23 protein-coding genes are annotated in these 24219 nt (G+C 40.7%); 2 read left to right on the top strand and 21 right to left on the bottom strand.

The features are described from left to right. Positions 1-28: 28 nt before the first annotated feature. The 8 genes from rpsU to UMU13_RS02060 form a co-directional block, all read right to left on the bottom strand. On the bottom strand, positions 29-253 hold the full coding sequence (rpsU, locus tag UMU13_RS02095; protein ID WP_013885371.1) for a 30S ribosomal protein S21: 225 nt from the start codon (positions 251-253) through the stop codon (positions 29-31). Next, on the bottom strand, positions 253-2586 hold the full coding sequence (gene lon, locus UMU13_RS02090; RefSeq protein WP_328216835.1) for an endopeptidase La: 2334 nt from the start codon (positions 2584-2586) through the stop codon (positions 253-255). Before lon ends, rpsU begins: the two co-directional genes overlap by 1 nt. Before the next feature lie 69 nt (positions 2587-2655). Next, entirely contained in the window at positions 2656-3897 is a 1242-nt protein-coding gene (gene clpX / locus UMU13_RS02085; protein ID WP_273264542.1) for an ATP-dependent Clp protease ATP-binding subunit ClpX, read from the bottom strand. Positions 3898-3961: 64 nt separating this feature from the next. Next, positions 3962-4549 (bottom strand): ATP-dependent Clp endopeptidase proteolytic subunit ClpP, encoded by a 588-nt coding sequence (gene clpP / locus UMU13_RS02080; protein WP_013885368.1) that lies wholly within the window; start codon positions 4547-4549, stop codon positions 3962-3964. Next, on the bottom strand, positions 4549-5928 hold the full coding sequence (gene tig, locus UMU13_RS02075; protein ID WP_328216828.1) for a trigger factor: 1380 nt from the start codon (positions 5926-5928) through the stop codon (positions 4549-4551). Before tig ends, clpP begins: the two co-directional genes overlap by 1 nt. A 712-nt stretch (positions 5929-6640) precedes the next feature. Then, complete coding sequence (locus UMU13_RS02070) at positions 6641-7009, bottom strand: DUF488 domain-containing protein (protein WP_328216826.1); 369 nt, start codon at positions 7007-7009, stop codon at positions 6641-6643. Between the two features lie 13 nt (positions 7010-7022). Further along, positions 7023-7580, bottom strand: a complete 558-nt coding sequence (locus tag UMU13_RS02065) for a hemerythrin domain-containing protein (RefSeq protein WP_328216823.1) — start codon at positions 7578-7580, stop codon at positions 7023-7025. Beyond that, positions 7567-7716, bottom strand: a complete 150-nt coding sequence (locus UMU13_RS02060) for a hypothetical protein (RefSeq protein WP_328216820.1) — start codon at positions 7714-7716, stop codon at positions 7567-7569. Before UMU13_RS02060 ends, UMU13_RS02065 begins: the two co-directional genes overlap by 14 nt. A 225-nt stretch (positions 7717-7941) precedes the next feature. On the opposite strand from UMU13_RS02060, the gene UMU13_RS02055 reads away from it, so the two are divergent. After that, positions 7942-9090 carry an alcohol dehydrogenase catalytic domain-containing protein gene (locus UMU13_RS02055; protein ID WP_328216817.1) on the top strand — a complete coding sequence of 383 codons (1149 nt, stop codon included), beginning with the start codon at positions 7942-7944 and terminating at the stop codon, positions 9088-9090. A 1-nt stretch (position 9091) separates the two neighbouring features. After that, on the top strand, positions 9092-10123 hold the full coding sequence (locus UMU13_RS02050; protein ID WP_328216813.1) for a proline racemase family protein: 1032 nt from the start codon (positions 9092-9094) through the stop codon (positions 10121-10123). A gap of 178 nt (positions 10124-10301) precedes the next feature. Here the strand turns inward: UMU13_RS02050 and UMU13_RS02045 are convergent, their stop codons facing one another. The 13 genes from UMU13_RS02045 to UMU13_RS01985 all read right to left on the bottom strand — a co-directional run bounded on the left by UMU13_RS02045 (position 10302) and on the right by UMU13_RS01985 (position 23936). After that, a complete protein-coding gene (locus UMU13_RS02045; protein ID WP_328216811.1) occupies positions 10302-10673 on the bottom strand; it encodes a PAS domain-containing protein in 372 nt (123 codons plus the stop codon). Further along, a complete protein-coding gene (locus tag UMU13_RS02040) occupies positions 10674-11987 on the bottom strand; it encodes an MFS transporter (protein WP_328216807.1) in 1314 nt (437 codons plus the stop codon). It abuts the gene before it with no gap. A 26-nt stretch (positions 11988-12013) separates the two neighbouring features. After that, positions 12014-12676 carry a respiratory nitrate reductase subunit gamma gene (gene narI, locus UMU13_RS02035; protein WP_328216805.1) on the bottom strand — a complete coding sequence of 221 codons (663 nt, stop codon included), beginning with the start codon at positions 12674-12676 and terminating at the stop codon, positions 12014-12016. Further along, positions 12669-13178 carry a molecular chaperone TorD family protein gene (locus UMU13_RS02030; RefSeq protein ID WP_328216801.1) on the bottom strand — a complete coding sequence of 170 codons (510 nt, stop codon included), beginning with the start codon at positions 13176-13178 and terminating at the stop codon, positions 12669-12671. The genes narI and UMU13_RS02030 overlap by 8 nt, the downstream gene beginning before the upstream one ends. Then, a complete protein-coding gene (gene narH, locus UMU13_RS02025) occupies positions 13175-14617 on the bottom strand; it encodes a nitrate reductase subunit beta (protein ID WP_328216798.1) in 1443 nt (480 codons plus the stop codon). The genes UMU13_RS02030 and narH overlap by 4 nt, the downstream gene beginning before the upstream one ends. Position 14618: 1 nt before the next feature. Further along, positions 14619-18206, bottom strand: coding sequence for a nitrate reductase subunit alpha (locus UMU13_RS02020; RefSeq protein ID WP_328216795.1), 3588 nt, complete (start codon positions 18204-18206; stop codon positions 14619-14621). Next, entirely contained in the window at positions 18203-18655 is a 453-nt protein-coding gene (locus UMU13_RS02015) for a hypothetical protein (RefSeq protein ID WP_328216792.1), read from the bottom strand. The genes UMU13_RS02020 and UMU13_RS02015 overlap by 4 nt, the downstream gene beginning before the upstream one ends. A gap of 424 nt (positions 18656-19079) precedes the next feature. Beyond that, complete coding sequence (locus UMU13_RS02010; RefSeq protein ID WP_328216789.1) at positions 19080-19634, bottom strand: nitroreductase family protein; 555 nt, start codon at positions 19632-19634, stop codon at positions 19080-19082. A 452-nt stretch (positions 19635-20086) separates the two neighbouring features. Beyond that, positions 20087-20986 carry a DMT family transporter gene (locus UMU13_RS02005; RefSeq protein ID WP_328216786.1) on the bottom strand — a complete coding sequence of 300 codons (900 nt, stop codon included), beginning with the start codon at positions 20984-20986 and terminating at the stop codon, positions 20087-20089. Positions 20987-21152: 166 nt separating this feature from the next. Continuing rightward, on the bottom strand, positions 21153-21707 hold the full coding sequence (locus UMU13_RS02000; protein WP_328216784.1) for a permease: 555 nt from the start codon (positions 21705-21707) through the stop codon (positions 21153-21155). Further along, positions 21704-22183, bottom strand: a complete 480-nt coding sequence (locus UMU13_RS01995; protein WP_328216782.1) for a hypothetical protein — start codon at positions 22181-22183, stop codon at positions 21704-21706. Before UMU13_RS01995 ends, UMU13_RS02000 begins: the two co-directional genes overlap by 4 nt. A gap of 153 nt (positions 22184-22336) precedes the next feature. After that, the gene (locus UMU13_RS01990) at positions 22337-23569 is read right to left on the bottom strand and encodes an NAD(P)/FAD-dependent oxidoreductase (protein ID WP_328216780.1); all 1233 of its coding nucleotides are present in this window, start codon (positions 23567-23569) and stop codon (positions 22337-22339) included. A 49-nt stretch (positions 23570-23618) separates the two neighbouring features. Beyond that, on the bottom strand, positions 23619-23936 hold the full coding sequence (locus UMU13_RS01985) for a cupin domain-containing protein (protein WP_328216778.1): 318 nt from the start codon (positions 23934-23936) through the stop codon (positions 23619-23621). Between the last annotated feature and the right edge of the window lie 283 nt (positions 23937-24219).

The following is a 24219-nucleotide window of genomic DNA, read 5'->3' as shown; positions in this document are numbered from 1 at the left end:
AAAGCCGCCTTCCGGCGGCTTTTTTGGCTTAATAATATTTGTACTTTTCCTGCAGCTTTCTGACTAATTTCTGCTGCTTTCTTTTAGCCTTGAGTACTTTCTTTCTTCGCACCTCAGTAGGCTTTTCATAGTAAGTATGCTTTTTAATTTCCCTGATAAGACCTTCTCTTTCAATTTTTTTCTTGAGAAGCCTTAAAGCGAAATCGACGTTTTCTCCGTCAACCTTTACTACAGCGTTTACTGCCAAGTTCATCACCCCATTTCTTTAATTTTGGTTTTTAAAACAATATCAAAAACATCATCGATAGTTTTAGCAAACACTACCGAGATTTGCTTTTTAACATCCGATGGAACCTCTGTCAAGTCCTTCCTGTTATCCTCCGGCAAAATCACCTTTTTTACACCTGCTCGATGAGCCGCAAGTACTTTTTCTTTTATACCTCCAACCGGAAGCACCTTCCCTCTGAGATTAATCTCACCACTCATTGCAACATTGCAGTCCACATAAATACCTGACAAGGCAGATAATATAGCTGTAGCCATGGTAATGCCGGCTGACGGTCCGTCTTTGGGCACGGCTCCTTCAGGCACATGCAGATGAATGTCAAAATCCTTAAATTTATATGATGGAACCTGGAATCTTCTCGCTCTGCTTTTTACAACAGAAAGAGCTGTTCGGGCAGATTCCTGCATCACATCCCCGATATGACCCGTAATCTGCAGCTGACCGTTGCCCTCATAGGCAGCAACTTCCGTTTGGAGAATGTCTCCACCGTACGGTGTCCAGGCAAGACCAGTGGCAACTCCCACATCTTCGGATTCCTCAACGTGCTCAAGCCGAAATCGCTTCACACCGAGAAGATTTTCAAGATTTTTTCTTGTAACCTTGACTGAAGTAACATTGTTTTCTGTTATAAGCTTTTTTGCTGCCTTTCTGATAACCGATGCCAGTTCTCTCTCAAGATTTCTCACACCAGCTTCTTTGGTATAATATCTGATTACATCCAAAATAGCATTTTCTGCAATGTCAACTTTCTCAGCCGGAATATTATGCTCTGAAAGTTGCTTTGGAAAAAGATACTTTTCGGCAATATTAAGCTTCTCCCGTTCCGTATAACCCGGGATACGTATAACTTCCATTCTGTCCAGAAGAGCATGGGGAATGGATTCCACTGTATTGGCAGTTGTAATAAAAAATACTTTCGAAAGATCAAAGTCCACTTCCAGATAATGGTCAGAAAAGCTGTTATTCTGCTCCGGATCCAAAGCCTCCAGCAGTGCTGATGAAGGATCGCCTCTAAAATCCATACCAAGTTTATCTATTTCATCAAGCAGAAACACCGGATTCATACTCTCAGCCCTTCTGACAGACTGAATAATTTTGCCGGGCATCGAGCCTATATATGTTCTTCTGTGCCCCCTGATTTCAGCCTCGTCCCTTACTCCGCCGAGGCTTAGCCGGACAAAATTTCTATTCATCGACTCAGCAATGGATTTAGCCAGCGAGGTTTTGCCCACTCCTGGCGGACCAACGAAACAGAGTATAGGGCCTTTTATTCTTTCGGAAAACTTTTTAACCGCAAGAAACTCCAAAATTCTTTCCTTGGGCTTTTCCAAACCGTAATGATCCCTGTTTAATATGTTTGCAGCCTTTTCTAAATCAAGAATATCCTCGGTATATTCGCCCCAGGGTAAACTGACTATCCAGTCAAGGTAATTTCGGACTACCGTTGTTTCTGCACTCATCGGCGGCATAATTCTCAGTTTTTTAAGCTCTTTCTCTGCTTTTTCCCTGACAATTTTCGGCATTTTTTTCTCATTAATTGCTGTCTGTAGCTCTTCAATATCAGCCTTTATATCCTCATCTCTTCCCAGCTCTTTATTAATAGCTTTTATTTGCTCATTCAAATAATACTCCCGCTGGGTCTTGGTTATCTGAGATTTGACTCGCTGCTTTATCTTTTTGTCAATTTTCTTGATTTCAGTTTCCATTTCAATAAATTCAATAATTTTTTCAATTCTTTCACTTAAACTCGCTATTTCAAGTATTTCCTGCTGTTCACTAACACGTATACTTAAGTTGGAGGCAATCATATAGGAAAGGTTATTCAAGTCGTCCATTTTGATGATTGAATCATAAATTTCTTTGGGAATTTTATTCTCTGTTTGTGCGAATTCCTTAAAGTGCTGCATGAGTGATTCTCTAAGGTATTTATAAAATGTTTCATCTTCATTTTTATCTTCAAAAGGTTTTACATTCACATAAGTACACTCTTCTTCCACAAACAGATCTTTAATCTCAGCCCGATATGCCCCTTCAACAAGAACTTTAATACTCCCGTCAGGAAGTTTGAGTACCTGAAGAACATCAGCTACTACACCAACATTGTATAAATACTCAATACCGGGATCATTGACACCTGAATCCTTTTGTAAAACCAGAAATATTTTTTTATCTGTGTCCCCTGCAACATCAAGTGCGTTTATAGATTTTTTTCTTCCCACAAAAACGGGTGTAACCATTGTGGGAAATATAACTATATCTCTAAGCGGTATCAGAGAAAACTGCTCAGTTTTATCTGCCATTATCTATAACTCCTTTATTTATTATCTGAATTAAACGAATAAAAAAGGCGCCTTCAGGCGCCTGATAATTTATGCTGATTCTTTTTCATCCTCATTTATTATCACCGGGTCAGCCCCTGAACTGACCGTATCCTCATTAATGATACATTCTTTGATATCTTTGTGGGATGGTATTTTATACATAATATCCATCATTGTTTCCTCTAAAATGCCCCTTAAACCTCTGGCTCCTGTTTTTCTGTTAATAGCCTGTCTGGCAATTCCCCTGAGAGCGCCATCGGTAAAAGACAATTTCACATTATCAAATTTGAAAATTTCCTCATACTGTTTTACCAGTGAATTCTTCGGTTCCGTAAGTATAGAAACAAGTGCATCTTCATCCAGATCATCCAGAACAGCTGCAACCGGTACACGTCCGACAAATTCCGGTATCAGTCCATATTTTATAAGATCCTCAGGCTGCAAAAGCTTCAGTATATCTGCTCTCTCATAATCGTTGACATTCTTACTGTTTGATTTAAAACCAACTGCTTTCTTGCCTATACGCTCTTTTATAATGCCGTCAAGATGTTCAAAAGCACCGCCGCATACAAACAGTATATTGGAAGTATCCACCTGAACGTAATCCTGATTTGGATGTTTCCTGCCCCCCTGAGGCGGTATATTGGCAACAGTACCCTCAATTATTTTCAACAGTGCCTGCTGCACTCCCTCACCGCTGACATCCCTGGTAATTGAAGGGCTGTCTGTTTTACGTGTGATTTTGTCAATTTCGTCTATAAAAATGATACCTTTTTCCGTTTTATCCACATCAAAGTCAGCGGATTGAAGAAGTTTCAAAACAACATTTTCAACATCCTCACCGACATAGCCGGCTTCTGTAAGTGTTGTTGCATCCGCTATAGCAAAAGGAACATTCAGTATCCTGGCAAGAGTCCTTGCCAGCAATGTCTTCCCTGTCCCGGTGGAACCTAACAGAAGGATATTGGATTTTTCCAATTCAACTTCAGATTTATTACCGTACAGTACACGCTTAAAATGGTTATACACGGCCACACTCAATATCTTCTTGGCACTGTCCTGACCAATCACATAATCATCCAGCTTGGCTTTTATCTCTTTCGGACTTAAAAGCTTCACATCACCTTGTGCTTCTTTTGCTTCAAGATCTTCTTCCAGAATATCATTACATAAATATATACATTCATCGCAGATATACACATCAGTTGGACCGGCTATAAGCTTCTTAACCTCTTCCTGATGTTTTCCGCAAAAAGAGCAGAAAAGCTCTTCATTTTTCTTTTTCGCCATTAGGCACCTCTTCAACTAAATAGTAATTTATCAGTTATTCAAGATACGGTATTGATTAATTTTATCAAGACCTTTTTGAGATGACCTCATCAATCAAGCCGTATTGGAGAGCTTCTTCACTGCTCATGAAAAAGTCTCTGTCGCTGTCAGCCTCAATCTGTTCCAGAGGTTTTCCCGTTTTTTCAGCCAGTATTTCGTTTATTCTGGCTTTCATCCTTAATATTTCCTTCGCATGAATTTCTATATCCTTCGCCTGCCCCTGAAATCCGCCAAGAGGTTGATGAATCATTATTCTGGCATTGGGTACAGAATATCTTTTTCCGCTGGCTCCGCATGCCAAAAGAACAGCCGCCATGCTCGCAGCCTGACCGAGACAGATTGTGGAAACATCGGGTTTTATATAATTAATTGTATCCAGAATAGCTAAGCCGCTTGTAATAACTCCACCGGGGCTGTTTATATAAAGGTGGATATCCTTGTCAGGATCGTCAGCTTCCAAAAATAAAAGCTGTGCAATTATTGTATTAGCCAGATTATCCTCAATAGGAGTTCCCATGAAAATAATCCTGTCTTTAAGAAGCCTTGAATATATATCGTAGGCTCTTTCCCCTCTGCCTGTCTGTTCTATCACATATGGTACATAAAAACTCATTATTCTTCCCCACTTTTCTCTTTATTTTCTTCCGGTTCTTCCTGCTCTGCTGCTTCTTCAGCATTCTGCTTTTCAGCAAGCTCATCCGGGTCAACGTATTTCTCGGCAATTTCATTATGTTCGCCGAGAAAATCGAATATTTTATCTGTCATGATGTTATTCTTTAGACTTTCTTTACCGCCTTGTTGTTCAATTTCTTTTTTGTATTCCTCTACATCTTTTTTCATTTCTTCAGCTAGTTCTACAATTTTATTTTCAATTTCTTCTTCACTTACTTCTATGCTGTGCATTTCGGCGAGTTTGTTAAGAATTATTGCACTTTTAACCTGAGTTGCTGCCCTTCCCTTAAACTCGTCTTTGATATTGTCTTTATTCAATCCCAGCTGCTCCGGATTAACACCGTACATATACATGTACTGTTGCAGCGTCTGGTCAGCAAGCCTGCCGGCCTGTTCATCCACTATAGTCTCAGGAACTTCAAAAGGATTTTCCTCTATCAGTTTTTCGATAATTTTGTCATACAACCTGTCCTTAGCCATTTGTGCAGCCTCTTTCTCAAGATCCTCTCTGACAAGTTTTTTCAAATCATCCAGTGTTTCACAGTTTTCGTCAATATCCTTTGCAAAATCGTCATTAAGCTCAGGGACATCTTTCTGCTTAACTTCTTTTAACGTAACCTCGAAATTTGCATCTTTACCGGCAAGATCTTTCGCATAGTTTTCAGGGAATGTCACTTCAATGTTTTTTGTTTCCCCGGGTTTCATCCCGACAAGCCCCTCTTCAAAATCTTCCAAAAACGTATTTGAACCCACAACAATGCTGTAATCATTCGCCGAGCCGCCTTCAAATTTCTCTCCGTCAATTGTGCCGACAAAATCGATTACAACCATATCATCCTTTTCAACAGCCTTATCTTCCACAGGCTCAAAAGAACTGTTTTTCTCACGGAGATCTTCAAGAACTTTTTCCACGTCATTCTCTCTGACCTCGGCAATCTCCTTCTCAAACGAATAGCCTTTATAATTTTCTATATTTACCTCTGGAAATACATCAACATAAACCTTGAATTTAATAGGTTCATTTTCTTCAAAATTCACATCCTTAATAACCGGAGTATTTAACGGATTTATTCCCTCTGAAGTTATAGCCTCATAAACTGAATCGTTAATAAGATTCTCCAAAGCGTTAACCCTCAGCTTGTGATTGTGCTCCCTGATAATAATATTTTTAGGAGCTTTACCTTTCCTGAATCCGGGTATTTTTACAGTCGGAGCAAGCTTTTTGACTTCCGCTTCAAATCTTTCATTGTATTTCTCGGCAGGAACTTCAACAGTCAGTTCCTTCTGAGAATTTTCAACATCTTTTACTTCAACCTTCATAATTTTGTCCCCTTTAAAATTTGTGATTTTTTATTTAGAAACAGGTGACGAGACCTGAAGCTCTCATACAATTTTATTCCAGACATAACTGTGCCTTTACTCAAGATGAATATGTATAATGACAAAAACACTTAAAATCAAGACTTTTTTCACTAGCGTCACCCCATTTTTCACAGTGCAAATATTTTTCAATGTAATTTGCACAAATGAAGCAGCCGATGTTTGAGAAACGTACTGCCGGTTAGCGGTCACACCCTGTGTTGGAATGTAAAATGGATAAATATTTGCAAATAAAAACAATTATGAGAGGAGGGTGTAGACGGTTAGCGGCAGTAGTTTCGAGTTTCGGCTGCGAAATGCGTGCAAATTACATTGAAATCAGTGTCATGTTAGCTAAATATATGTAAAACAAAACTTTTATATAATTTTTGGGGTGATACCAGTTTTTTCATCGGCAAGCTACCAAAATATACACATTTAAAAAGGCGTGACTAATAACACGGAGGTAATTAAACGTATTTGAGTTACTTGAGGAGGTTAAGGCAGTGGGATACCAACCGAGTACACAACTTTATCAACTTCCTTAACCTTTACCCTGTTAAATGCCGTAGGCAACCAGCCCTCCCGGCGGACGTGGCGATGCTGATATTTAGCAGGGTAAACCTCAACCTCCAACTTCCCCATCTCACTATCTCACAATCTCCCCCATTCCTCACTTTTCAGAAATCTCTAACTCATTCTCTAAAAATTCTTTTAATGCTGCTGCCTGGTTATACCGGCGATTTCTTGCCGAATACAGGAGAGTTAATTTATTATTATTTTTTGCAATAGCTGTCAATTTATCCAAAGTCTCAGCTTTTCCTTTCAGTTCTGCAAAATACAGTTTTTTAAACTCTTCCCATTTTTCTTCATCATGAGAAAACCATTTGCGCAAACTGATGCTGGGTGCGGCATACTTAAGCCAATAATCCAGGAGCAAATCCTCTTTTTTAATTCCTCTTGGCCAGATGCCGTCCACCAAAATTCTTACACCGTCGCTCTGAGACACAGGGTCGTATACCCTTTTAAACTGAACATCCATATTTTCTGCCTGTTTATCTTAAAAATTTCTTTCTGTATTCATCTATCATCTTATGGTATTTTTCGTGTGTTCCTTCGCCCATTTCTTTTTCCTCTATTTCTTCAAACCTTTGGAAAAGTTTATTATCCATGTCGCTGCCAAGAGAGAGCTCTGCCATTCTAAATAATATATCGTTTTCTTTATCGATATGTTGTCTCAAAAGCTCCACATAAGCGTATGCATTGTCGGCAAATTTTTCAGCAGCTATTTCACTTTCAGCCAAGTCATCGAGGGATTCGAGCATAGCTCTTATATGATTTCTTCCCATTTCATGCTCATCAAGCATTACACCTATAGGTCCTCCCTCTTTCTGAATTCCTGCTTTTTCAAGAGTGGGAAACAATTCTCTTTCTTCCTTAGTATGATGACACTTGTCTGCAAATTCTCTGAAAAATGTTACAGTATTCCTTATTTCATCTTCTTCCAGCTTGTTCACTTTACCTTTTTCTATGTACTCAGCAATACTTTCCAGCACTTCCAGCATGATTTTAATACCTTCGTGCTCATTTTTTAACTGCTCAGTGGATTTCATAATTACCTCCTTTATTAAATTGTTGATTATTAATATCGGCTTTCAGGCAAATTAAACTTTGATATATATCAAAAATTCCAGAATTTTTTAAAAAGCCGGCCAAAAAATAAGCATATTTCCAAACTAAACTATTCATGTTGGAAATTTTCTCGTTTGCAATTTATTGTCAACAAAGCAAAAAAGTTACACCTCAAAGCAAGTTTACTCTTGACAAACTGCATCGCAAGCCACTATTTATTTTTCAAATCATCTGCCCAAAGCCCCCGAAATGGCGGCTGAAAAGATGCCGGAGAGTGGATAGTTTTTATATTATTTAACCCAGGGTTCTGGGTTAATCATGATAAATTGAGAGGTGAAATATATGATACCTGAACACATGTCAGCGGTTCAATTAACAGACCACGGGGGTATTGAAAAACTTAAATACAGAGAAGATGTTTCCGTACCGCAGCCAGGTAAAAATGAACTACTGATAAAAGTTACCGCCACCGCAAAAAACAACACCGACCGGAAGGTTCGTGAAGGTTTGTACCCGACTGAGGATGACAGCGATGTCGCTTCCTTCAGCATGAGCAAAGATTCCGGATTGAGTTTTCCGAGAATCCAGGGCGCAGATGTAGTCGGACGGGTGGTAAAATGCGGATCAGGTGTTTCGGAAAACAGGGTGGGAGAAAGGGGGCTTCTGGATTTTAATATCTATTCCACAGACAGAGACGATATTAACCTGACTCCGGACTACTTCGGTCATGGTAAAGACGGTGGTTTTGCAGAATATATGGTGGTTCCCGCTGATCAGTTTTACACCGTAGAGAACACTGAATTATCAGATGCTGAGCTTGCTGCTATGGGTATGTGTTCGTATCAAACCGGCCTTCATATGCTGAATGCTGCCGGTGTAAGCGAAAATGAAAATGTACTTATTACAGGAGCAAGCGGCGGAGTTGGAACAGCGCTTATTCAGATGTGCCGTTTAAAAGGTGCTACTCCGTATGCAGTAAGCAGCCCGGGAAAAGCAAATACTCTTATTGAACTGGGAGCTGAAAACGTTATCGACCGCTCAGAAGTTGACAATTGGCCAAAAGCAGTGAATGAGGCTGCAGACGGTAAACCAATTGATGCAGTAATGGACCTTGTGGGCGGTAATATGACTATACCTTTGATAGACTCCATGATACAGGATATGTCCTCACGGAAAACTTATCCAAGATATTCTATTGCCGGTGCCAGCGGTGGAAATGTTACCAAGATACTCTGGACAAAGATTTATCTCTATCAGGTTCAGATATTCGGCATTTCCCATGGTACAAGAGCAGAAGCAAAGCAGCTTATCGACTGGATAAGAAAAGGTGAGCTGAAACCTGTATTACATGGAACTTTCAGATTGTCGGAAATACACAAAGCGGAAAATTACTTTGTAAACCGCAGCAGTAATTTTGTCGGCAAAATTGTAATAGTCCCGGATTCCGAATGGGAAGAACACGGGAAAAAATATGCTGTTTCAGGAGAATAATATGAACAGAGTGCGTCGTATTCAACTTATTGATACACATTCCGGTGGTGATGTAAGCAGGATTGTAACCAGTGGCATAGGCTTGTTACCCGGCGGGAATGTAAGAGAAAAGATGGAATATCTTCAAAAACATGCTGACGGTTTGCGCAAGCTTCTTATAAATGAGCCTTACGGAATACCTGAAATGTCTGTTGACCTTATTGTTGAGCCTTCCCATCCTGACGCCGTTGCAGGCTATATTATTATGGAAGTGATGGGATATCCCGTTTATTCCGGATCCAATACAATATGTACAGCCACAGCCTTGCTGGAAAGCGGGATTGTACCAATGCAGGAAGGTGAGCAGGAGTTTATCCTGGAATCACCTGCAGGTCTTGCACATATAGGTGCAAAATGTCATAACGGCCGTGTTGAATCGATCACCTGTGAAGGGCTGCCAAGTTATATCGCTGCATATAAAGAAAAGATCAATGTTAAAGGAATCGGAGACGTTACATACAGTTTGGCATGGAGCGGTGGTTTTTACGGTCTTATTGATGCCACTGAGCTTGGATTTAATCTTGAGCTAAAAGAAGAACCTGAGTTGGCGGCAACTGCATTTAAAATTACAGAGGCAATCCGCAAAGATTTTCGTCATGAGCACCCGGAGCTTGGAAATGTCGGTCCTCTGCCGTTCCTGCATTTTATGGGCCCTGTTTCAAAAGTTGCCGAAGGCAGATTCGAATCCCCCTCAGCTACATATGTCCACCCCGGCGTCATCTGCAGAAGCCCCACAGGCACCGGAACATCTGCCAGACTCGCCCTGATGCACTATGAAGGCCTGATAAAGCCCGGAGAAAGTTTAGAGACCGTATCCCTGAGAAATACAAGGTTTGTAGGCACCTATTACGGTGACACAAAAATCGGCGGATATCATGGAGTAAGCAACCGCATTACCGGCAAAGCTCAGGTAATAGCACGCTCTGAGATCGTGGTGGATCTGGACGAGCCGCTGGTTGATCCCACAGATCTGGAACTTGTTCTCGACACATAATCCGGGAACTTCGAATAATTTTTAGTACTAAGTGTTAAGTGAAAGGAAGAGGTAAAGGTAGAGGTAGAGGTAGAGGTAGAGGTAGAGATTGAGAGGGTTGAATGGGCATTCTAAGGTAACGGATTTTTTAAACTCTCCACTTCACTATCTCACCACCCTCATAAAAACTAAAAGTATTTTATTTTTTAGGCTTTTCCCGGATTACTGAAAAACAGTATTCAATATTACCATCGTTATCTTTTACCATGGTAATGGTGAATTCTATAAAAATCTTTTCACCTGTTTTTGTCATAGCAGGCACGGAGAGCATATCTCTCTTGGAATATTTGCTTTTACCCGTCTCCATCACTTTGTTAAAACCTTCCCAGTGCCGCTGCTGTAGTTTTTCGGGAATTATTATATCAAGGCTGCTTCCTTCAGCTTCTTTTTTTGTAAATCCAAAAATTTCCTCTGCTGACTTATTCCAGTATATAATAACACCGTGCCTGTCCACAGTCAGTATAATATCCGGTGCTTCTTCTATAAACTCTTCCAGCACTCTTTTCTCCATTTAAGCCTCCTTTTGACTCCCCAGTGTTTTCATAAGTATGATTGAAATCGTCATTGCCATTAAAGCAAGAGCGACATAAACGATAAATCCGTTTGAATACCCTTCTGTTCCCTGCAAATCAACAAATGTCCCGAGTATGGGCGGTACGGCAAAGCCGCCGAAGGCACCAAGACCGCCTACCCATCCGCTCGCGCCGCCGGGCGCTTTGGGAACGTACTTCGGTACAAGTTTAAAAACGGCAGCATTAGCAATACCCATACCTGCACCGATTATTATTTCACCAATGAGAGCTAACCAAAAGTTTGAAGTGATGATTAGAAACAGTGCTCCGATTAAAACGAGTGAGTAACTTCCTATGGCTGTTTTCTCTCCGCCGAACTTATCACCAAGGTGCCCCCCGTAAACCCTGATTACGGAGGCAAGAAGCGAAAATCCAAAAGCCATCAGCAGACCTGCGGGTCTGATACCTATGTTGTGAAATTCCACCCAATAGGTGGGAAACCAGGCCGTTAATGCGAGAAATCCACCGAAAGATGTGAAATAGAGAGCCACAAGAGCCCACGTCCCCGGTATTTTTGCTGAAATTTTCAGCGATTCGATAACCTTGCCCGAAGGAAAGAGCTCCTGACCAAGTTTTTCAGAAACTTCACGTGCTTCATCATGCTCAACATTGTTATGTCTGAGCTGAAAATAATAAGCGTCATGGGCAAACATCGCATAAATAATTGTACCTATTAACAAGAATAAAAACCACACCGCATAAGCCCCTGGTAGCCCTAAACCTGCCAGAATAAAAGGAAGAACAACACCGAAAATTCCCGGTGCAGTATTTCCAAGCCCGGCGTAAGTTCCAAGTGCAAGCCCCTGTTTTTTCTGCGGATACCAATAAGAGGTCTGAGGTATTCCCACCGAAAAAGTAGCTATACCGCAGCCGCTCAAAAGACCGAAAAAGAAAACAACCGGATACATTTCTATGGTAAGCCGGTCAGGGTAGAAAAAGAAAAGAATTACTGTAAGGCCTGCCATCCCTATGACCGACAACGTCAAAAGTGTAAAAAGAGGTTTCTTCCCGCCGGCTTTGTCCACCCATGCGCCGAAAGGGATACGCAGGAGTGAGCCGGTAAGACTGGGGGCAGCCACCAGCATACCGAGAAGCAGCCCGGACATGTTCATAACATCATCAAAATTTTTGGCCACCGGTCCGTACAGCGAAACAGCTGCAAACCCTATAAAAAATCCGAAAGTTGCCATTACAAGCCCGGAAAGAGGAGACCCTTTTAAACCGTATTTTTTAATAAGTTCATCGTTAGCCATTATAACTCCTTATATATTTGTATTTATTATTTATGAAAAATAATCTGCTGCGGTTTCCTGAAAAAATAACCGACGGGAACAAAAACAAGATGCATAAGCCGGGTAAAGGGAAGTACAGCAAGAATAAGAAAACCTGTAACAATATGAGCCGTCACTACTCCGGGCATACCGGCAGCATAGCTTACATCTGGAGCAAACGTTATGAGGCTTTTCAAATAGCCGGACATATGTGATACATACCAGTTTATCCCCCAGCGGTAATTTGCTGCTGTGCTTAAGCCCAGGATAACCTGGATTAACAAAATTATGAGGATAAAATAATCGGCAAAATTCGAGTTTTTTGAAACGGTTTTCTCTGTTATCCGTCTGAAAAGCAGTATGATAGTGCCTAAGAATGCCGCTAATCCCAGGCCGAAAGCCAGAGCTTCAACAGCAAACATAATTTTGTATCCGGATAATATATTCATTACTGCTTTGGGAAACAAAAACCCTAACAGATGTCCGGTTAAAATGATAACTATCGCATAGTGCCATGCGGTAATACCCCAGGAAAGTTTCCTTTTTTCAAAAAAACCGGTCGCCGGCGCCGAAATAGCCAATCTGCCTCTGGTGATACCGTAAACTGTACCTGTTATAAAAACTGCCAAGCACAAATATGGAATTATTATATAAAAAAAGGTGTTATACATAAGTAACCTCCCGATTAAACGTAAAAGGTGCCAAATCGCCTTGTAAATGTTTCATAATTCCGGCATAAATGCTGCCTGCATCCTTAAGTTCTTCCGCAATTTTACGAACGGTCTCAAAAAGAATGTCAGCCAGATACATTGCAGCATCTTTATTCTCACTTGTTTTAAGAATTGCCCGGAAAGCTTTCAAAATATCCGGCAGATAATCAGGCTGGGCGTTGGGTGTTTTCCGTATTTCATATTCACTGAGAAGCTCGGACATCGCCAATATAATCCTGCTTTTTTCTTCTGCAGTTTCCGCCGTATGCTGCGAGAGGAAAAGAGCCGTTTTCTCATTAAAATCAAACGTTTCCACATAGATTTCCTGCAGCCTTTGGAGACTGTAGTCCTTTACTCCGTCAGATTCATCTATCCCGAGATCAAAGAGATATTTTGACAACTTATTTATATCACTTGGATATTTTAAGATTTCCGCATATAATCCAAATATATCTTTTTTCATTTTCTCAAACCTTTTTTCCCTTTTATCCCTAAACCGGTAAGTCCTTGATTTTCATAGGGTTCCCCAGCTTCGGCCCGAAAAGTCTGTGGCAGTACAAAACGCTCATCGGGTTTGGCCTGGGTAAACAATCTATGTGCTTTTTCAATCTGTTCTTTAGTAAGCAGAGAATTATCTGTAATCTCATCAAGCTTTGCTTTTTCATCCAGCCCTTTTGCACGCATATATTTTCTGATTAGCAAAAGCCTTTTTAACACCCCTTCTATTACGCTCTCACTGCCTGCAGAAAAGAGTTTTGACAGATATTTTACAGGTATTCTCAAGTCAGCATCAGAGGGTATTTCCTCGTGTGCCTCAGCAGCCGCCATAACAGGAGAGAGAGGGGGTACATAAAAAACCGAAGGAAACGTCCGAAACTCCGGATGAAGCGGGAGTGCTATCTCCAGTTCTTTTATATACGTGTAGACTGGTGAATTTGAAGCAGCTTTCAGCCATTCGGCATTGATACCGGAAGATTCTGCGGCTTTGATATTGTTCTCATCATTCGGGTCGAGAATGGCTTGCTTAAACGCTTCTATCAGATCATTATCCTCGGAATCCATGGCTTTAGCGAAGGCGTCTGCATCATAAAGAATCACACCGAGATTTCTGATTTTTCCTACACACGATTTTGAACAGATTGTGGATTCGCCGTTCTCTGTTCTGGGATAGCAGAAAATACACTTTTCAGACTTAACGGTGTTCCAGTTAAAATACACCTTTTTATAAGGGCAGGCGGATACGCAGTAGCGCCATGATTTACACTTTTCCTGATCCACCAGAACAATACCGTCTTCACCACGCTTGTAAATTGCGCCGGAAGGGCACGCTGCCACACAGGCAGGATTGACGCAGTGATTACAGATTCTCGGCAGATAAAACATAAAAACACTTTCCAGTTCTTTTAACAGCTTTTTCTCACGGTCATCCAAATTGGGATCGTTTGAAGCGTATTTGGAAGAACCGCTCAAATCATCATCCCAATTGGGACCGTTTTCTATCTCCATATATTCACCGGTAATCTGTGAAACCGCTCTTGCCGTCGGCTGTGTTTTACTGTCCGGTGCATTTATCAGATGGCTGTAATTGTAAGTCCATGGTTCATAATAATTTTTCATTGACGGCTGATCGGGATTGTAAAAAATCCTTGTAAAAAGCTTGGTCTTTCCGCCCAGTTTAAGTTTCAATCCATCTGCTCTTTTCTCCCAGCCGCCTTTGTATTTTTCCTGATCTTCCCAGCTTCCGGGGAAACCGGTTCCGGGCTTTGTTTCAACATTATTCCACCACATGTATTCAGTGCCTTTTCTGTTGGCCCACATATTTTTACATGTCACACTGCATGTATGGCACCCGATACATTTTTCCAGATTCATCACCATGGCAAACTGTGCACGTACATCCATATCAAAACCTCACTTTTTCAGCTTTTTTGACAATCACATAACTGTCTCTGTTTACACCTATGGGACCCCAATAGTTGAAATAATAACTGAACTGCCCGTAACCTCCGGCCATGGCGAGGGGCTTCAAACGGACTCTTGTGAGACTGTTGTGATTGCCCGATCTGTTACCGGTTTTTTCTGAGAGCGGGGCGTTAATTGTTCTTTCCGTGGCATGGTATATGTAGCATACCCCCTCCGGCATTCTTGAAGAGACAACTGTTTTGCAGACAACCACACCATTATTGTTGTAAACCTCAACCCAGTCGTTGTCTTCAATACCCTGCCCGGCAGCATCCTTTTCATTAAGCCAGATGACCTGGCCGCCTCTGGAAAGACTGAGCATTCTGAGATTATCAAAATAAGTACTGTGAATCTGCCATTTACCGTGGGGCGTGTGATAATTCAGTTTTAAACCACCTTCGGCAACCTTATCCGTTTCATTGAGGGAATTTTCAGCAAGATTCGGCTTGTAAACGGGCAAAGCCTCACCAGCAGCTATATAAAAGTCATGGTCCAGATAAAAGTGCTGTCTTCCTGTCATGGTACGCCAGGGAACACCGAATTCGGTATTTATCGTATAGGAAGAATAGGGACGCCCTTCATCAACAATTCCGCTCCAATACGGGGAAGTATTTATTCTCCGGGGCTGAATGGTAATATCATCTATATTCATTCTTACTTTTTCATTACCCTTAACAAGAGGAGAAAAATCTATCCCGCATATTTCTGATAACTTTTTAAAACCCTTCTCAGCAGCTTTTCCGTTACCCTCCGGTGCCATATGCAGAATTGTATTCACAGCTTCGGAGGCTTCCTCTAATTTCGGATATTCATTGCCCCCGAACGATACCGTTCCGTTAATTTTCTTTAATTCGTTATATTCTTCGGAAGAATCCCATGCTACACCGTGGGCGCCTATTGATTGTGATGCGGCGGGTCCCCACGAAACAAATTTATCGTAAATTCTCTGATAATCTCTCTCTACAGTCACAAGTTTTGGCATAGTTTTGCCCGGAACCGGTTCCGTTTCCCCGTATTTCCAATCCGCTGTATCACTCTGGGCAATTTCACCGGGGGTATCGTGCATAAGCGGAGCTGCCACTATATCCTTTACCGGTTTCTCAAAATGTGCTTTTGCAAGGTTACTGAATTTTTTTGCTATCGCTTTAAATGTATCCCAGTCACTTTTGGACTCCCAAAGCGGAGCAACCGCTTTTCTCAAAGGATGGGCAAAAGAGTGCATATCTGTAGTATTCAAGTCATCCTTTTCATACCAGGTTGCAGCTGGCAGTATAATGTCCGAATACAAGGCTGAAGTGTCCATTCTGAAATTCAAATCGACAATCAGATCAAGCTTACCCTGAGAATTTTTGATATTCTCCACGGTCTGTAAATCGCCGGCTTTTTCATCAGCACTCAGATTATCATCTGTACCCAGCACATGTCTCATAAAATACTCATGCCCTTTGGCACTTGAAGCGATGGCATTCGCCCTCCAGATAAACCATACGCGTGGGTGATTCTCCTCACGGTCGGTTTCCTCCACAGCGAAGCGGAGTTTATTGTTTTTCAGCTGTTCAGTAATATAGGCAGCCGGATCTTCCTTTTCTGCAAGTTTAAGAGGGTTCTCACTGAAATTGGGATAAAAGGGCAGCCAGCCAAGCCTGACTGCCTTAGCTGTAAAATCTGCATTATGCTGTTCTTTAAATTTTGATTTATCTTTAACCTGAAAGTAATCGAATACACTGCCTTCATATTTCCACTGGTTGGAATGCATGTACCAGAAGGAGGGAGTGTTTTGAACTCTGGGAGGTTTCAGCCAGTCGCCTGCCATTGCAAGAGCAGCCCATGAAGAGAGCATTGCTACTTTTTCCTGCCCAACATAATGGGCAAGACCTCCGCCGTTTACACCGACAGATCCTGTCAGCATCAGAGCCATTATTGCAGAACGGTACATCAAATCGCTGTGATACCAGTGATTTACTCCGGCACCGATTATAATCATCGATTTGCCTTTTGTTTTTGAGGCGTTATCGGCAAATTCTCTGGCCACCTGAATAGCCGTTTCAGATTTTACTCCGGTTAATTTTTCCTGCCAAGCAGGTGTATAGGCATTTTCATCTTCGTATGACTCCGGGTAGTCCCCTTTTAAACCTCTGTTGACTCCCAGCTGGGCATTCAAAAGATCAAAAATTGTGGTTACGAACTTTTTTCCGTTTACTGTTTCAACTTCTACTGCGGGAACATGTCGTACCGCATCGTTTCCGCCGTCAAATGAAGGAATATTCACAGCAACGGTTTCATCAGCTATATCTATAAGACTCAAAGCCGGGGAAATTTCTTTTCCGGAAACACCGCATCTGTTTTCTATTCTCCATTTTTGTTTATCCGTATCTTTTTCAGCCCATCTGTATCCCATCGAACCCAGAGGGAACGATACTGACCTGGTTTTCTCATCCAATACTGACGGTTTCCAGTCGGCGTGTTCTTCATTTTTCGTATTTTCTATATCGGAAGCTCTCAGATATTTGCCGGCGCTTTTGTTTTCTCCGTCATCTTCCAACATTACAAGATATGATAAATCCGTATATTTTTTTACATAGCTATTAAAGTATTCATCTTTTTTATCCCTGTAAAATTCACTTAATATTACATGATTAACGGCAAGCCAGAAAGCCCCGTCTTCACCCTTATTGAGTTTCAACCATAAGTCGGCTCCCTTCGTTACGCTGCTGTAATCAGGTGACATTACAACCACTTTTGTACCGTTTAATTTTGATTCATACAGGTAATGGGCGTCAGGTGTTCTTGTAACATTAACATTGGATCCCATAAGTACGGTATATTTGGAATTATACCAGTCTGCACTTTCGCATACATCCGTCTGTTCTCCCCATACCTGCGGGGAAGCCAAAGGAAGATCGCAGTACCAGTCGTAAAAACTCATAACAACGCCGCCGATGAGATTCAAATATCTTGAGCCTGCTGCATAACTTACCTGGGACATGGCAGGAATAGGAGAGAATCCGATAATTCTGTCGGGACCGTATTTTTTTATCGTATAAAGATTGGATGCCGCGATAATTTCCGATGCTTCTTCAAAATCGGCTCTCCTCAATCCCCCTTTGCCGCGCCTTGAAGTATATTTTTCTCTGTTTGACTTATCCTCAACTATGCTTTCCCATGCTTTTACAGGATCATTGTGCTTATTTTTAGCTTCCCTCCATAAATCCAGTAATGTCCCGCGTATATAGGGATATTTTATCCGCATGGGATTATAAAGGTACCAGGAAAAAGAGGCTCCCCTTGCACATCCCCTCGGCTCTGTATGAGGGATATCCCCGCCGATTGCCGGGTAGTCATCAGCCTGTATTTCACCCGTTACCACCCCGTCTTTAACATAAACATTCCAGCTGCAGCTACCTGTACAGTTAACTCCGTGTGTACTCCTGACTACTCTGTCATACTGCCATCTGTTTCTGTAAAGTTCTTCCCATTGTCTTCTTTTCGGTGATTTTAGTATCTGAAACCATTTATTTTTATTTGTCATCTGTTCTCCTCCAGCTTGTTATTTCGGCGGAAAAAAAGCCTTACAATTATTAGAAACACGATAAATACACCACCGGCCGCTGTATAAATTCCAAAACTGCTGAGTTTAGCCTGCTTTTCAGAATTAATCGCAGCAAATGAGCTCACTTTAGCATCAAGCTCCTTTGCCGGAATTGCTGCATTGCCATATACCGCATCCATAGCCTTTACACCGCTTGATTTTATAACCATTTTCATCACTTCCGGATCCCCGCCCAGGTCATTGTAAACGGTACTGAGATCTATCGCCCATGTCGGAGTAGTATAACCGGCAGCAGCGATCGAATGACATGAAACACATGCTGGACTACCGTTGCTGAACGGTTCCCCGAATGTTGTCTCTGCCGGTGCAATCATGGGGAGAAAAGCAAAAAACATTAGAATGATTATAATGGATAAAAACTTTCTCATGATTCCTCCATAAAATGGTTCTATTTTCAGACTTAAACAAAACTTTCTAAACAGGCATTTATAACCATTATAAATTTATAAATGTTTTAGTTATATTTAAATATAACTGCTTTTTGAAAGAAAAAATTGATTTATGTCAAAAAATATGAATTCATTTTGACGGATGAAATTTTTAACAAAAACTCTGCGTGGAGGGATGTATAAGATTGAGCGATGAAACAGTGCTAAGCATTAAGCGCTAAGTGCTGAGTTGATAATAAGCAGATACACAGAAATTGTTAACACATAGCAGGCACCCCCAACTATTACGCTACTCCCCCGTCTTTATGAACGGATTAAAAGAGACGAAGCAATTTCCGAAAAAATTTTTATTACCATATTTCTTAACACTTAACACTTATTACTTAGTCCTTAGTACTCAGTGCTATGAAAACTGATTCAAAAAAACGTACTGATCAAAATCCAGTCTTTTTGGTCTGCTCAGCTCACTTTCTTTTTGTTTGTCAGTAAGATTATCGTTTATTTCACGTGCTTTTTTACCGACTGCCAAAAGAGATATAAGCGTCATATCTCCGGGGATACCCAATACTTCCTTTGCCTTACTTTCACTGAATCCGGCCATGGGATGCACCACAAGCCCAAGCTCAGTCGCCCTGAGAATGATAAAAGCTGTGGACATGCCTGTATCAAATAAGAAATATTCTCTGCCGGCAACCACACAATCCAAATCCTTTTTGCTGAAAACTGCAATTATCATTGATGCATCATATGCCCATTCATTCCCTTTGGACAGAGCAGTATGAAGATTTTTCAGCATATCTTCATCATAAACAAAAACATATCTCCACGGTTGATTGTTAAAGCATGAAGAGCTGAGTCCTGCACATTCGCCCAGATCATAGATTAAATCATCGGTTACATTAAAAGGCTTCAGCGACCTGTATGCTCTTCTGTCTGTGATTGTGTTTCTGACACTCATAAAGCCCCCTTTGTGTCGAAAAGTTTGTATCCAGACTTATGTTTAAGTATAATACCTGCATAATCAGATACCAATAAAAATTTTTTATAAAATACTTAGAACTCAAGTTTCGCACTTCTCTGTGTCTAACATTCGCTTTTAGCGAATATATAGAATGCTAAACATATTTACCAGTCTAAAAGACTGGTGCTAGCCATAGGCATCCTTGCGAAACCCTGTGAAACAGGGTTGTGGCAATCTCAAAATGATATAAAAAGAGAGATTGCTTCGTCGTTATCACTCCCTGCCCTGTTAAATGCCACAGGCAATCAGCGAAGCTGATATTTAACAGGGTGAACAAAGACGTGCAATAAGTGCAAGTGCGAAATTTGTGTTAGAAGTATAATTTACATGGGTTCTTTTTTACTATTGACTAAAAACAGTTAAATTACAGGAGATTTCCGGGGTAAGTACTACTCAGCAACCGGCAAATCGTAAGATTTCGACTGAGCACCATGCACACTTAATGCAGTAACAGTAACCAATATCAGCCCCATTCCCACAACCTGGACACCGACAAGGCTTTCATCCAAAACCACAACACCAAACAGCGAAGCGGTAACCGGCTCAACCATTGCCACAATAGATGCCACGGCAGGGGCGGTATGATTCAGTCCAATTATATAGAGAATGAATGATAATCCGGCTCCAAGTACACCCAGAGTTACAAACAGCGGCCAATTCGGCGTACTCAGTACTGCAAGAACCTGTTCGTTATCACTGGGCAAGATAAGCACAGCGGCGAGAACAGTGAACGCGATTACGAGAATTGCCTGCGGGCTGCCGTGAGGCGCCGCATATTTGAATCCGAAAATGAATACAGCATAAGACAGTCCGGAAAGCAGCCCGGCCCCGGCACCGATAAACGTTACACCTCCCGTCCCGGTCTGGTAAATACGGGTAAGCAGCACAACTCCAATCATTACCATAATAATTGCAGCCCATTTAATCAAAGTAGGACGCTCAATCTTAAGAAGAAAAGATATGAGATAAACAAAAACCGGAGCACAGTACATAAGAGTGGCTGCAACTGCAACACTGCCCTCAGAGATGCTTACGAAATAGAAAGAAAAGTTACCGGCCACACCGAGCCCGGCAACAGCCGACCAAAACCACAAACGGCGGTTTGTCAGGCCGCTCTTCTGAGGACGCAGCACCAGCCAGCCGACAACAAACAACAGACCGATGGCGCCCCTGTAAAAGGACACCACAAAAGGATCCCAGCCGTCTGCCATTAGAACACCGCCAATCCCCCCTGACAGTCCCCAGCACAGCGCAGCTAATATCACAAAAATCGTATTTAAACCCGGCATTTCCCGCTCCTTCTTTAAATCAAAACTTTATTAATTAACAAACCCGTTGCCGCTAAAGTAAAATCATAAGTCGAATTGCGAATTACTTAAAAGGTAAATAAGTCAAAGAGACTGATAACATGAATTTTTCAAAAATTTCACATTGTAGCCCGGTTTCAGAGAATTTTTATTGCTGGCTTTTTGTCTCTTTATGGTTGAAATTGTTTAATTGTAACCCTTTCGCCCTAGCATATCTTGCCATTATATCTGCTATAATTATAAATACCGGTAACGCAATTGATGCCCTCGCAAGTGTAAATTCCCAACCCAAATAATTAACTTCAAATAGCACCATCGGGATCTTAAGGGAAGAAAAGGCACCAAGATACATAAAAACATTTCTTATGCTACAGCCCTTCTCCCAAAGCAGATAGGCTGTAGGAAAGGCTACATATAGTGGTCCTCCTTGAAGCATAGCTAACATAATTACATAGAAAACACCACGAAAACCAGATTCTTCCCCTATATGCTTCTGAAGTAACTGTTTTGGAATCCAAACTTCAAGAAGTCCAATCAGAATAAATATACACGGAATGATAATGACCATTTCACTTGAAAATATCATAAATTCCCTGATAAACTGTTTTCCTAAAGGGATTTCTAATACAATAAAAACAAATGACGTGATAGCAAAAATTAGTGCAAGTATATATCCAAATGGAATGTTAGATATTTTTTTCATATAATTACTCCGACTAAGAGACCAATAATTAAGGCTCCAACAAAGAAAAGAATATTGCGTAAAATGGCAAGAGTAAAACCGAAATATGCTTTTTCCACCGGAAGTGTCAAAATACCGACCATCATGAGAGTTGTAATAAAAACAGCAGGTATTGTTAATGGTAGATCTTCTTGGATCAACAGATCAGTTAAAGGGTAAGCTATTGGAGCTGGAATTAATGTAACAGAACCGATAATAGACGCTGCTAAAATGCCAAACCACCCAGCATGCTCTATTAAAAAAGATAACAATGTTTTTTGAGGTACTAATGCAAAAAAAATGCTGACCAATACAAGCAGTATAAGAAACTGGGGCAAAAGCGTGATCAACATTTTCATACCTTTGCGCAATCCCAATGCTGTCTTTTCTTTGTTGATTATTGCGGAAACTATGATTGCTGTCAGAGTAATAACAACCAACAAAAGATTTTTTGACATATAGTCTCCATAAATTGGCTTTCGATATTTTAACAAATTGTAATATAATTCCTGATATCATTAAAGTATCATAATTACTTGATTTTAAAAGTCAAAAAACAGACCAGATACGGGGGCAGAACTCAGTTAAACTGAATATTGATTGCCTTAAAATTATTTATCAATGATTATTCTTGCACCTTTTTTAAATGTAAAATACGACCACGCCCATTGCAGCATTACAAGCATCCTGTTCTTAAATCCGGTCAAGTATAAAACATGTACGAAAAGCCATGTAATCCATGCCAATGTCCCGGAAACTTTAAAACGTTTTATTTCGGCAATTGCTTTGCTCCTTCCAATTGTTGCCAACTGTCCTTTATCCCTGTATTTAAAAGGTTTATAAGGTTTTCCGGCTTCTCTTTTTAAAATTACCTTTGCCGCATATTTTCCCTGCTGCATTGCCACAGGAGCTAAGCCCGGCAAAACGCGACCGTTTTGCTCAAAATGAACAATATCACCAACAGCATAAACATCCGGAAACTGATTTAAGCTGAGATCATTTTCAACCAATATTTTCCCCATTTGATCTTTATCACAATGAATCCTTTCAGCTAAACTGTTTGCCATTGTCCCGGCAGCCCACATAATTGTGGAAGTTTTTAGTGTTTCGCTTGCAATACTTATACTGTCTTCTCTTATATCGGTAACTTTACTGCTGTTCCAGATTTGAACACCCAGTGACTCCAAATCCCTTAATGCCTTTTTAATAAGTTTTTTATCAAAACTGCGCAAAATTGTGTTATTTGCTTCAATTAAAATAATTCTGGACAAAGACGGGTCAATATTCCGAAAATCTTTGGTGAGAGTAATACGTGTAATTTCTCCAATCGCGCCAGCTAATTCAACACCGGTGGGACCGCCCCCCACTATAACAAAAGTCAGATGCTTTTTCCTTTCCTCATCGTCTTCGGATTTTTCAGCCATTTCAAAGGCATTCAGGATTTTGTTTCTCAAATGCTGTGCGTGGGATAATTTTTGAAGAGGAGGAGCAAAACTGATCCAGTTGCTATTTTTAAAGTAGTTTTCCACAGCACCGCATGCAATAATAAGGTAGTCATACTCATGAATTTTAGAGTCGGTAATGACCTTTTTTGACTCGCCGTCAATATCCACCACATTCTCTTTGAATACTTTTACATTCTCATTTTTTGCAAAAATGCTGCGAATTGGATAAGCGATATCGGATTCGTTTAATCCTGCTGAAGCCACCTGATAAAGGAGAGGTTTGAAAAGATGATGATTCTCCTTATCGAGTATTGTAATGCTGAAATCTTTGTTGCCGGCTAAAATTTTGGCAGCATTCAGACCGCCAAATCCTGCACCGATTATGACAACCTTTTTCATATGAATCTCCTTAAAAAGCAATCCTTCAGATAAGATGATGTTAAAAAGTTTATAAGCTCGGTGTTTTTACATTTAATACTACAAATGTTTCATTCTGATCCGCTTTCAGAGACATTACAGTATTTCGGGGACATAGAATAATATCTTTTGCGGAAACTACATTCTCTTCATCACCTATCTTCAATGTACCACTGCCCTCAACGACATAAAAGAATACATACACGGGTACCGAATGCTCAGGAACAGCATCACCGGGATTTAAAATAAGATTCATAATCTGAACATCGTCATTTTTCAGAAGCTGTTTTGCCTTGATTCCTCTTTTGTTGATAAATCCTTCAATTTCGCCCATTCTGATAATTTCCATAATCCAAATCCTCCTTTCTAAGCACAGTTGCATATTTATTCATGATATCGTTTCATATGGTAGAGATTTCTCACTTCGTTTGGAATAACAACAATTTATGTCATCCCGAGCGAAGCCGAGGGATCTCTATCTATGTACTAATAATATCTGCTTAATACATATTATTTTAGTATAAATGTGCACAGATAAAAAATAATTGATTTGTATCAAAAAATGAAAATCAACAATTTAGATGATTTCTCAAGTTTCGCACTTCTCTGTGTCATTGCGAAACCCTGTGAAA

This window comes from Flexistipes sp. (assembly GCF_036172515.1).
GTDB lineage: Bacteria > Chrysiogenota > Deferribacteres > Deferribacterales > Flexistipitaceae > Flexistipes.
Note: the sequence above shows the minus strand (reverse complement) of the source record. Positions and strands in the feature narration are given on the sequence as shown.

Bases quoted from the DNA above. Each gene is read 5' to 3' on its own strand.
- narI (WP_328216805.1), bottom strand. From the start codon at position 12,676: ATGTATAACACCTTTTTTTATATAATAATTCCATATTTGTGCTTGGCA.
- UMU13_RS02065 (WP_328216823.1), bottom strand. From the start codon at position 7,580: ATGAAATCCACTGAGCAGTTAAAAAATGAGCACGAAGGTATTAAAATC.
- UMU13_RS01985 (WP_328216778.1), bottom strand. From the start codon at position 23,936: ATGGAAATTATCAGAATGGGCGAAATTGAAGGATTTATCAACAAAAGA.
- UMU13_RS02030 (WP_328216801.1), bottom strand. From the start codon at position 13,178: ATGAAAAAAGATATATTTGGATTATATGCGGAAATCTTAAAATATCCA.
- UMU13_RS02060 (WP_328216820.1), bottom strand. From the start codon at position 7,716: ATGAATAGTTTAGTTTGGAAATATGCTTATTTTTTGGCCGGCTTTTTA.
- UMU13_RS02055 (WP_328216817.1), top strand. From the start codon at position 7,942: ATGATACCTGAACACATGTCAGCGGTTCAATTAACAGACCACGGGGGT.
- UMU13_RS02045 (WP_328216811.1), bottom strand. From the start codon at position 10,673: ATGGAGAAAAGAGTGCTGGAAGAGTTTATAGAAGAAGCACCGGATATT.
- UMU13_RS02000 (WP_328216784.1), bottom strand. From the start codon at position 21,707: ATGAAAAAAATATCTAACATTCCATTTGGATATATACTTGCACTAATT.
- UMU13_RS02050 (WP_328216813.1), top strand. From the start codon at position 9,092: ATGAACAGAGTGCGTCGTATTCAACTTATTGATACACATTCCGGTGGT.
- UMU13_RS02005 (WP_328216786.1), bottom strand. From the start codon at position 20,986: ATGCCGGGTTTAAATACGATTTTTGTGATATTAGCTGCGCTGTGCTGG.
- UMU13_RS02040 (WP_328216807.1), bottom strand. From the start codon at position 11,987: ATGGCTAACGATGAACTTATTAAAAAATACGGTTTAAAAGGGTCTCCT.
- clpP (WP_013885368.1), bottom strand. From the start codon at position 4,549: ATGAGTTTTTATGTACCATATGTGATAGAACAGACAGGCAGAGGGGAA.
- tig (WP_328216828.1), bottom strand. From the start codon at position 5,928: ATGAAGGTTGAAGTAAAAGATGTTGAAAATTCTCAGAAGGAACTGACT.
- lon (WP_328216835.1), bottom strand. From the start codon at position 2,586: ATGGCAGATAAAACTGAGCAGTTTTCTCTGATACCGCTTAGAGATATA.
- UMU13_RS02015 (WP_328216792.1), bottom strand. From the start codon at position 18,655: ATGAGAAAGTTTTTATCCATTATAATCATTCTAATGTTTTTTGCTTTT.
- UMU13_RS02070 (WP_328216826.1), bottom strand. From the start codon at position 7,009: ATGGATGTTCAGTTTAAAAGGGTATACGACCCTGTGTCTCAGAGCGAC.
- UMU13_RS02020 (WP_328216795.1), bottom strand. From the start codon at position 18,206: ATGACAAATAAAAATAAATGGTTTCAGATACTAAAATCACCGAAAAGA.
- UMU13_RS01990 (WP_328216780.1), bottom strand. From the start codon at position 23,569: ATGAAAAAGGTTGTCATAATCGGTGCAGGATTTGGCGGTCTGAATGCT.
- rpsU (WP_013885371.1), bottom strand. From the start codon at position 253: ATGAACTTGGCAGTAAACGCTGTAGTAAAGGTTGACGGAGAAAACGTC.
- clpX (WP_273264542.1), bottom strand. From the start codon at position 3,897: ATGGCGAAAAAGAAAAATGAAGAGCTTTTCTGCTCTTTTTGCGGAAAA.
- narH (WP_328216798.1), bottom strand. From the start codon at position 14,617: ATGGATGTACGTGCACAGTTTGCCATGGTGATGAATCTGGAAAAATGT.
- UMU13_RS01995 (WP_328216782.1), bottom strand. From the start codon at position 22,183: ATGTCAAAAAATCTTTTGTTGGTTGTTATTACTCTGACAGCAATCATA.
- UMU13_RS02010 (WP_328216789.1), bottom strand. From the start codon at position 19,634: ATGAGTGTCAGAAACACAATCACAGACAGAAGAGCATACAGGTCGCTG.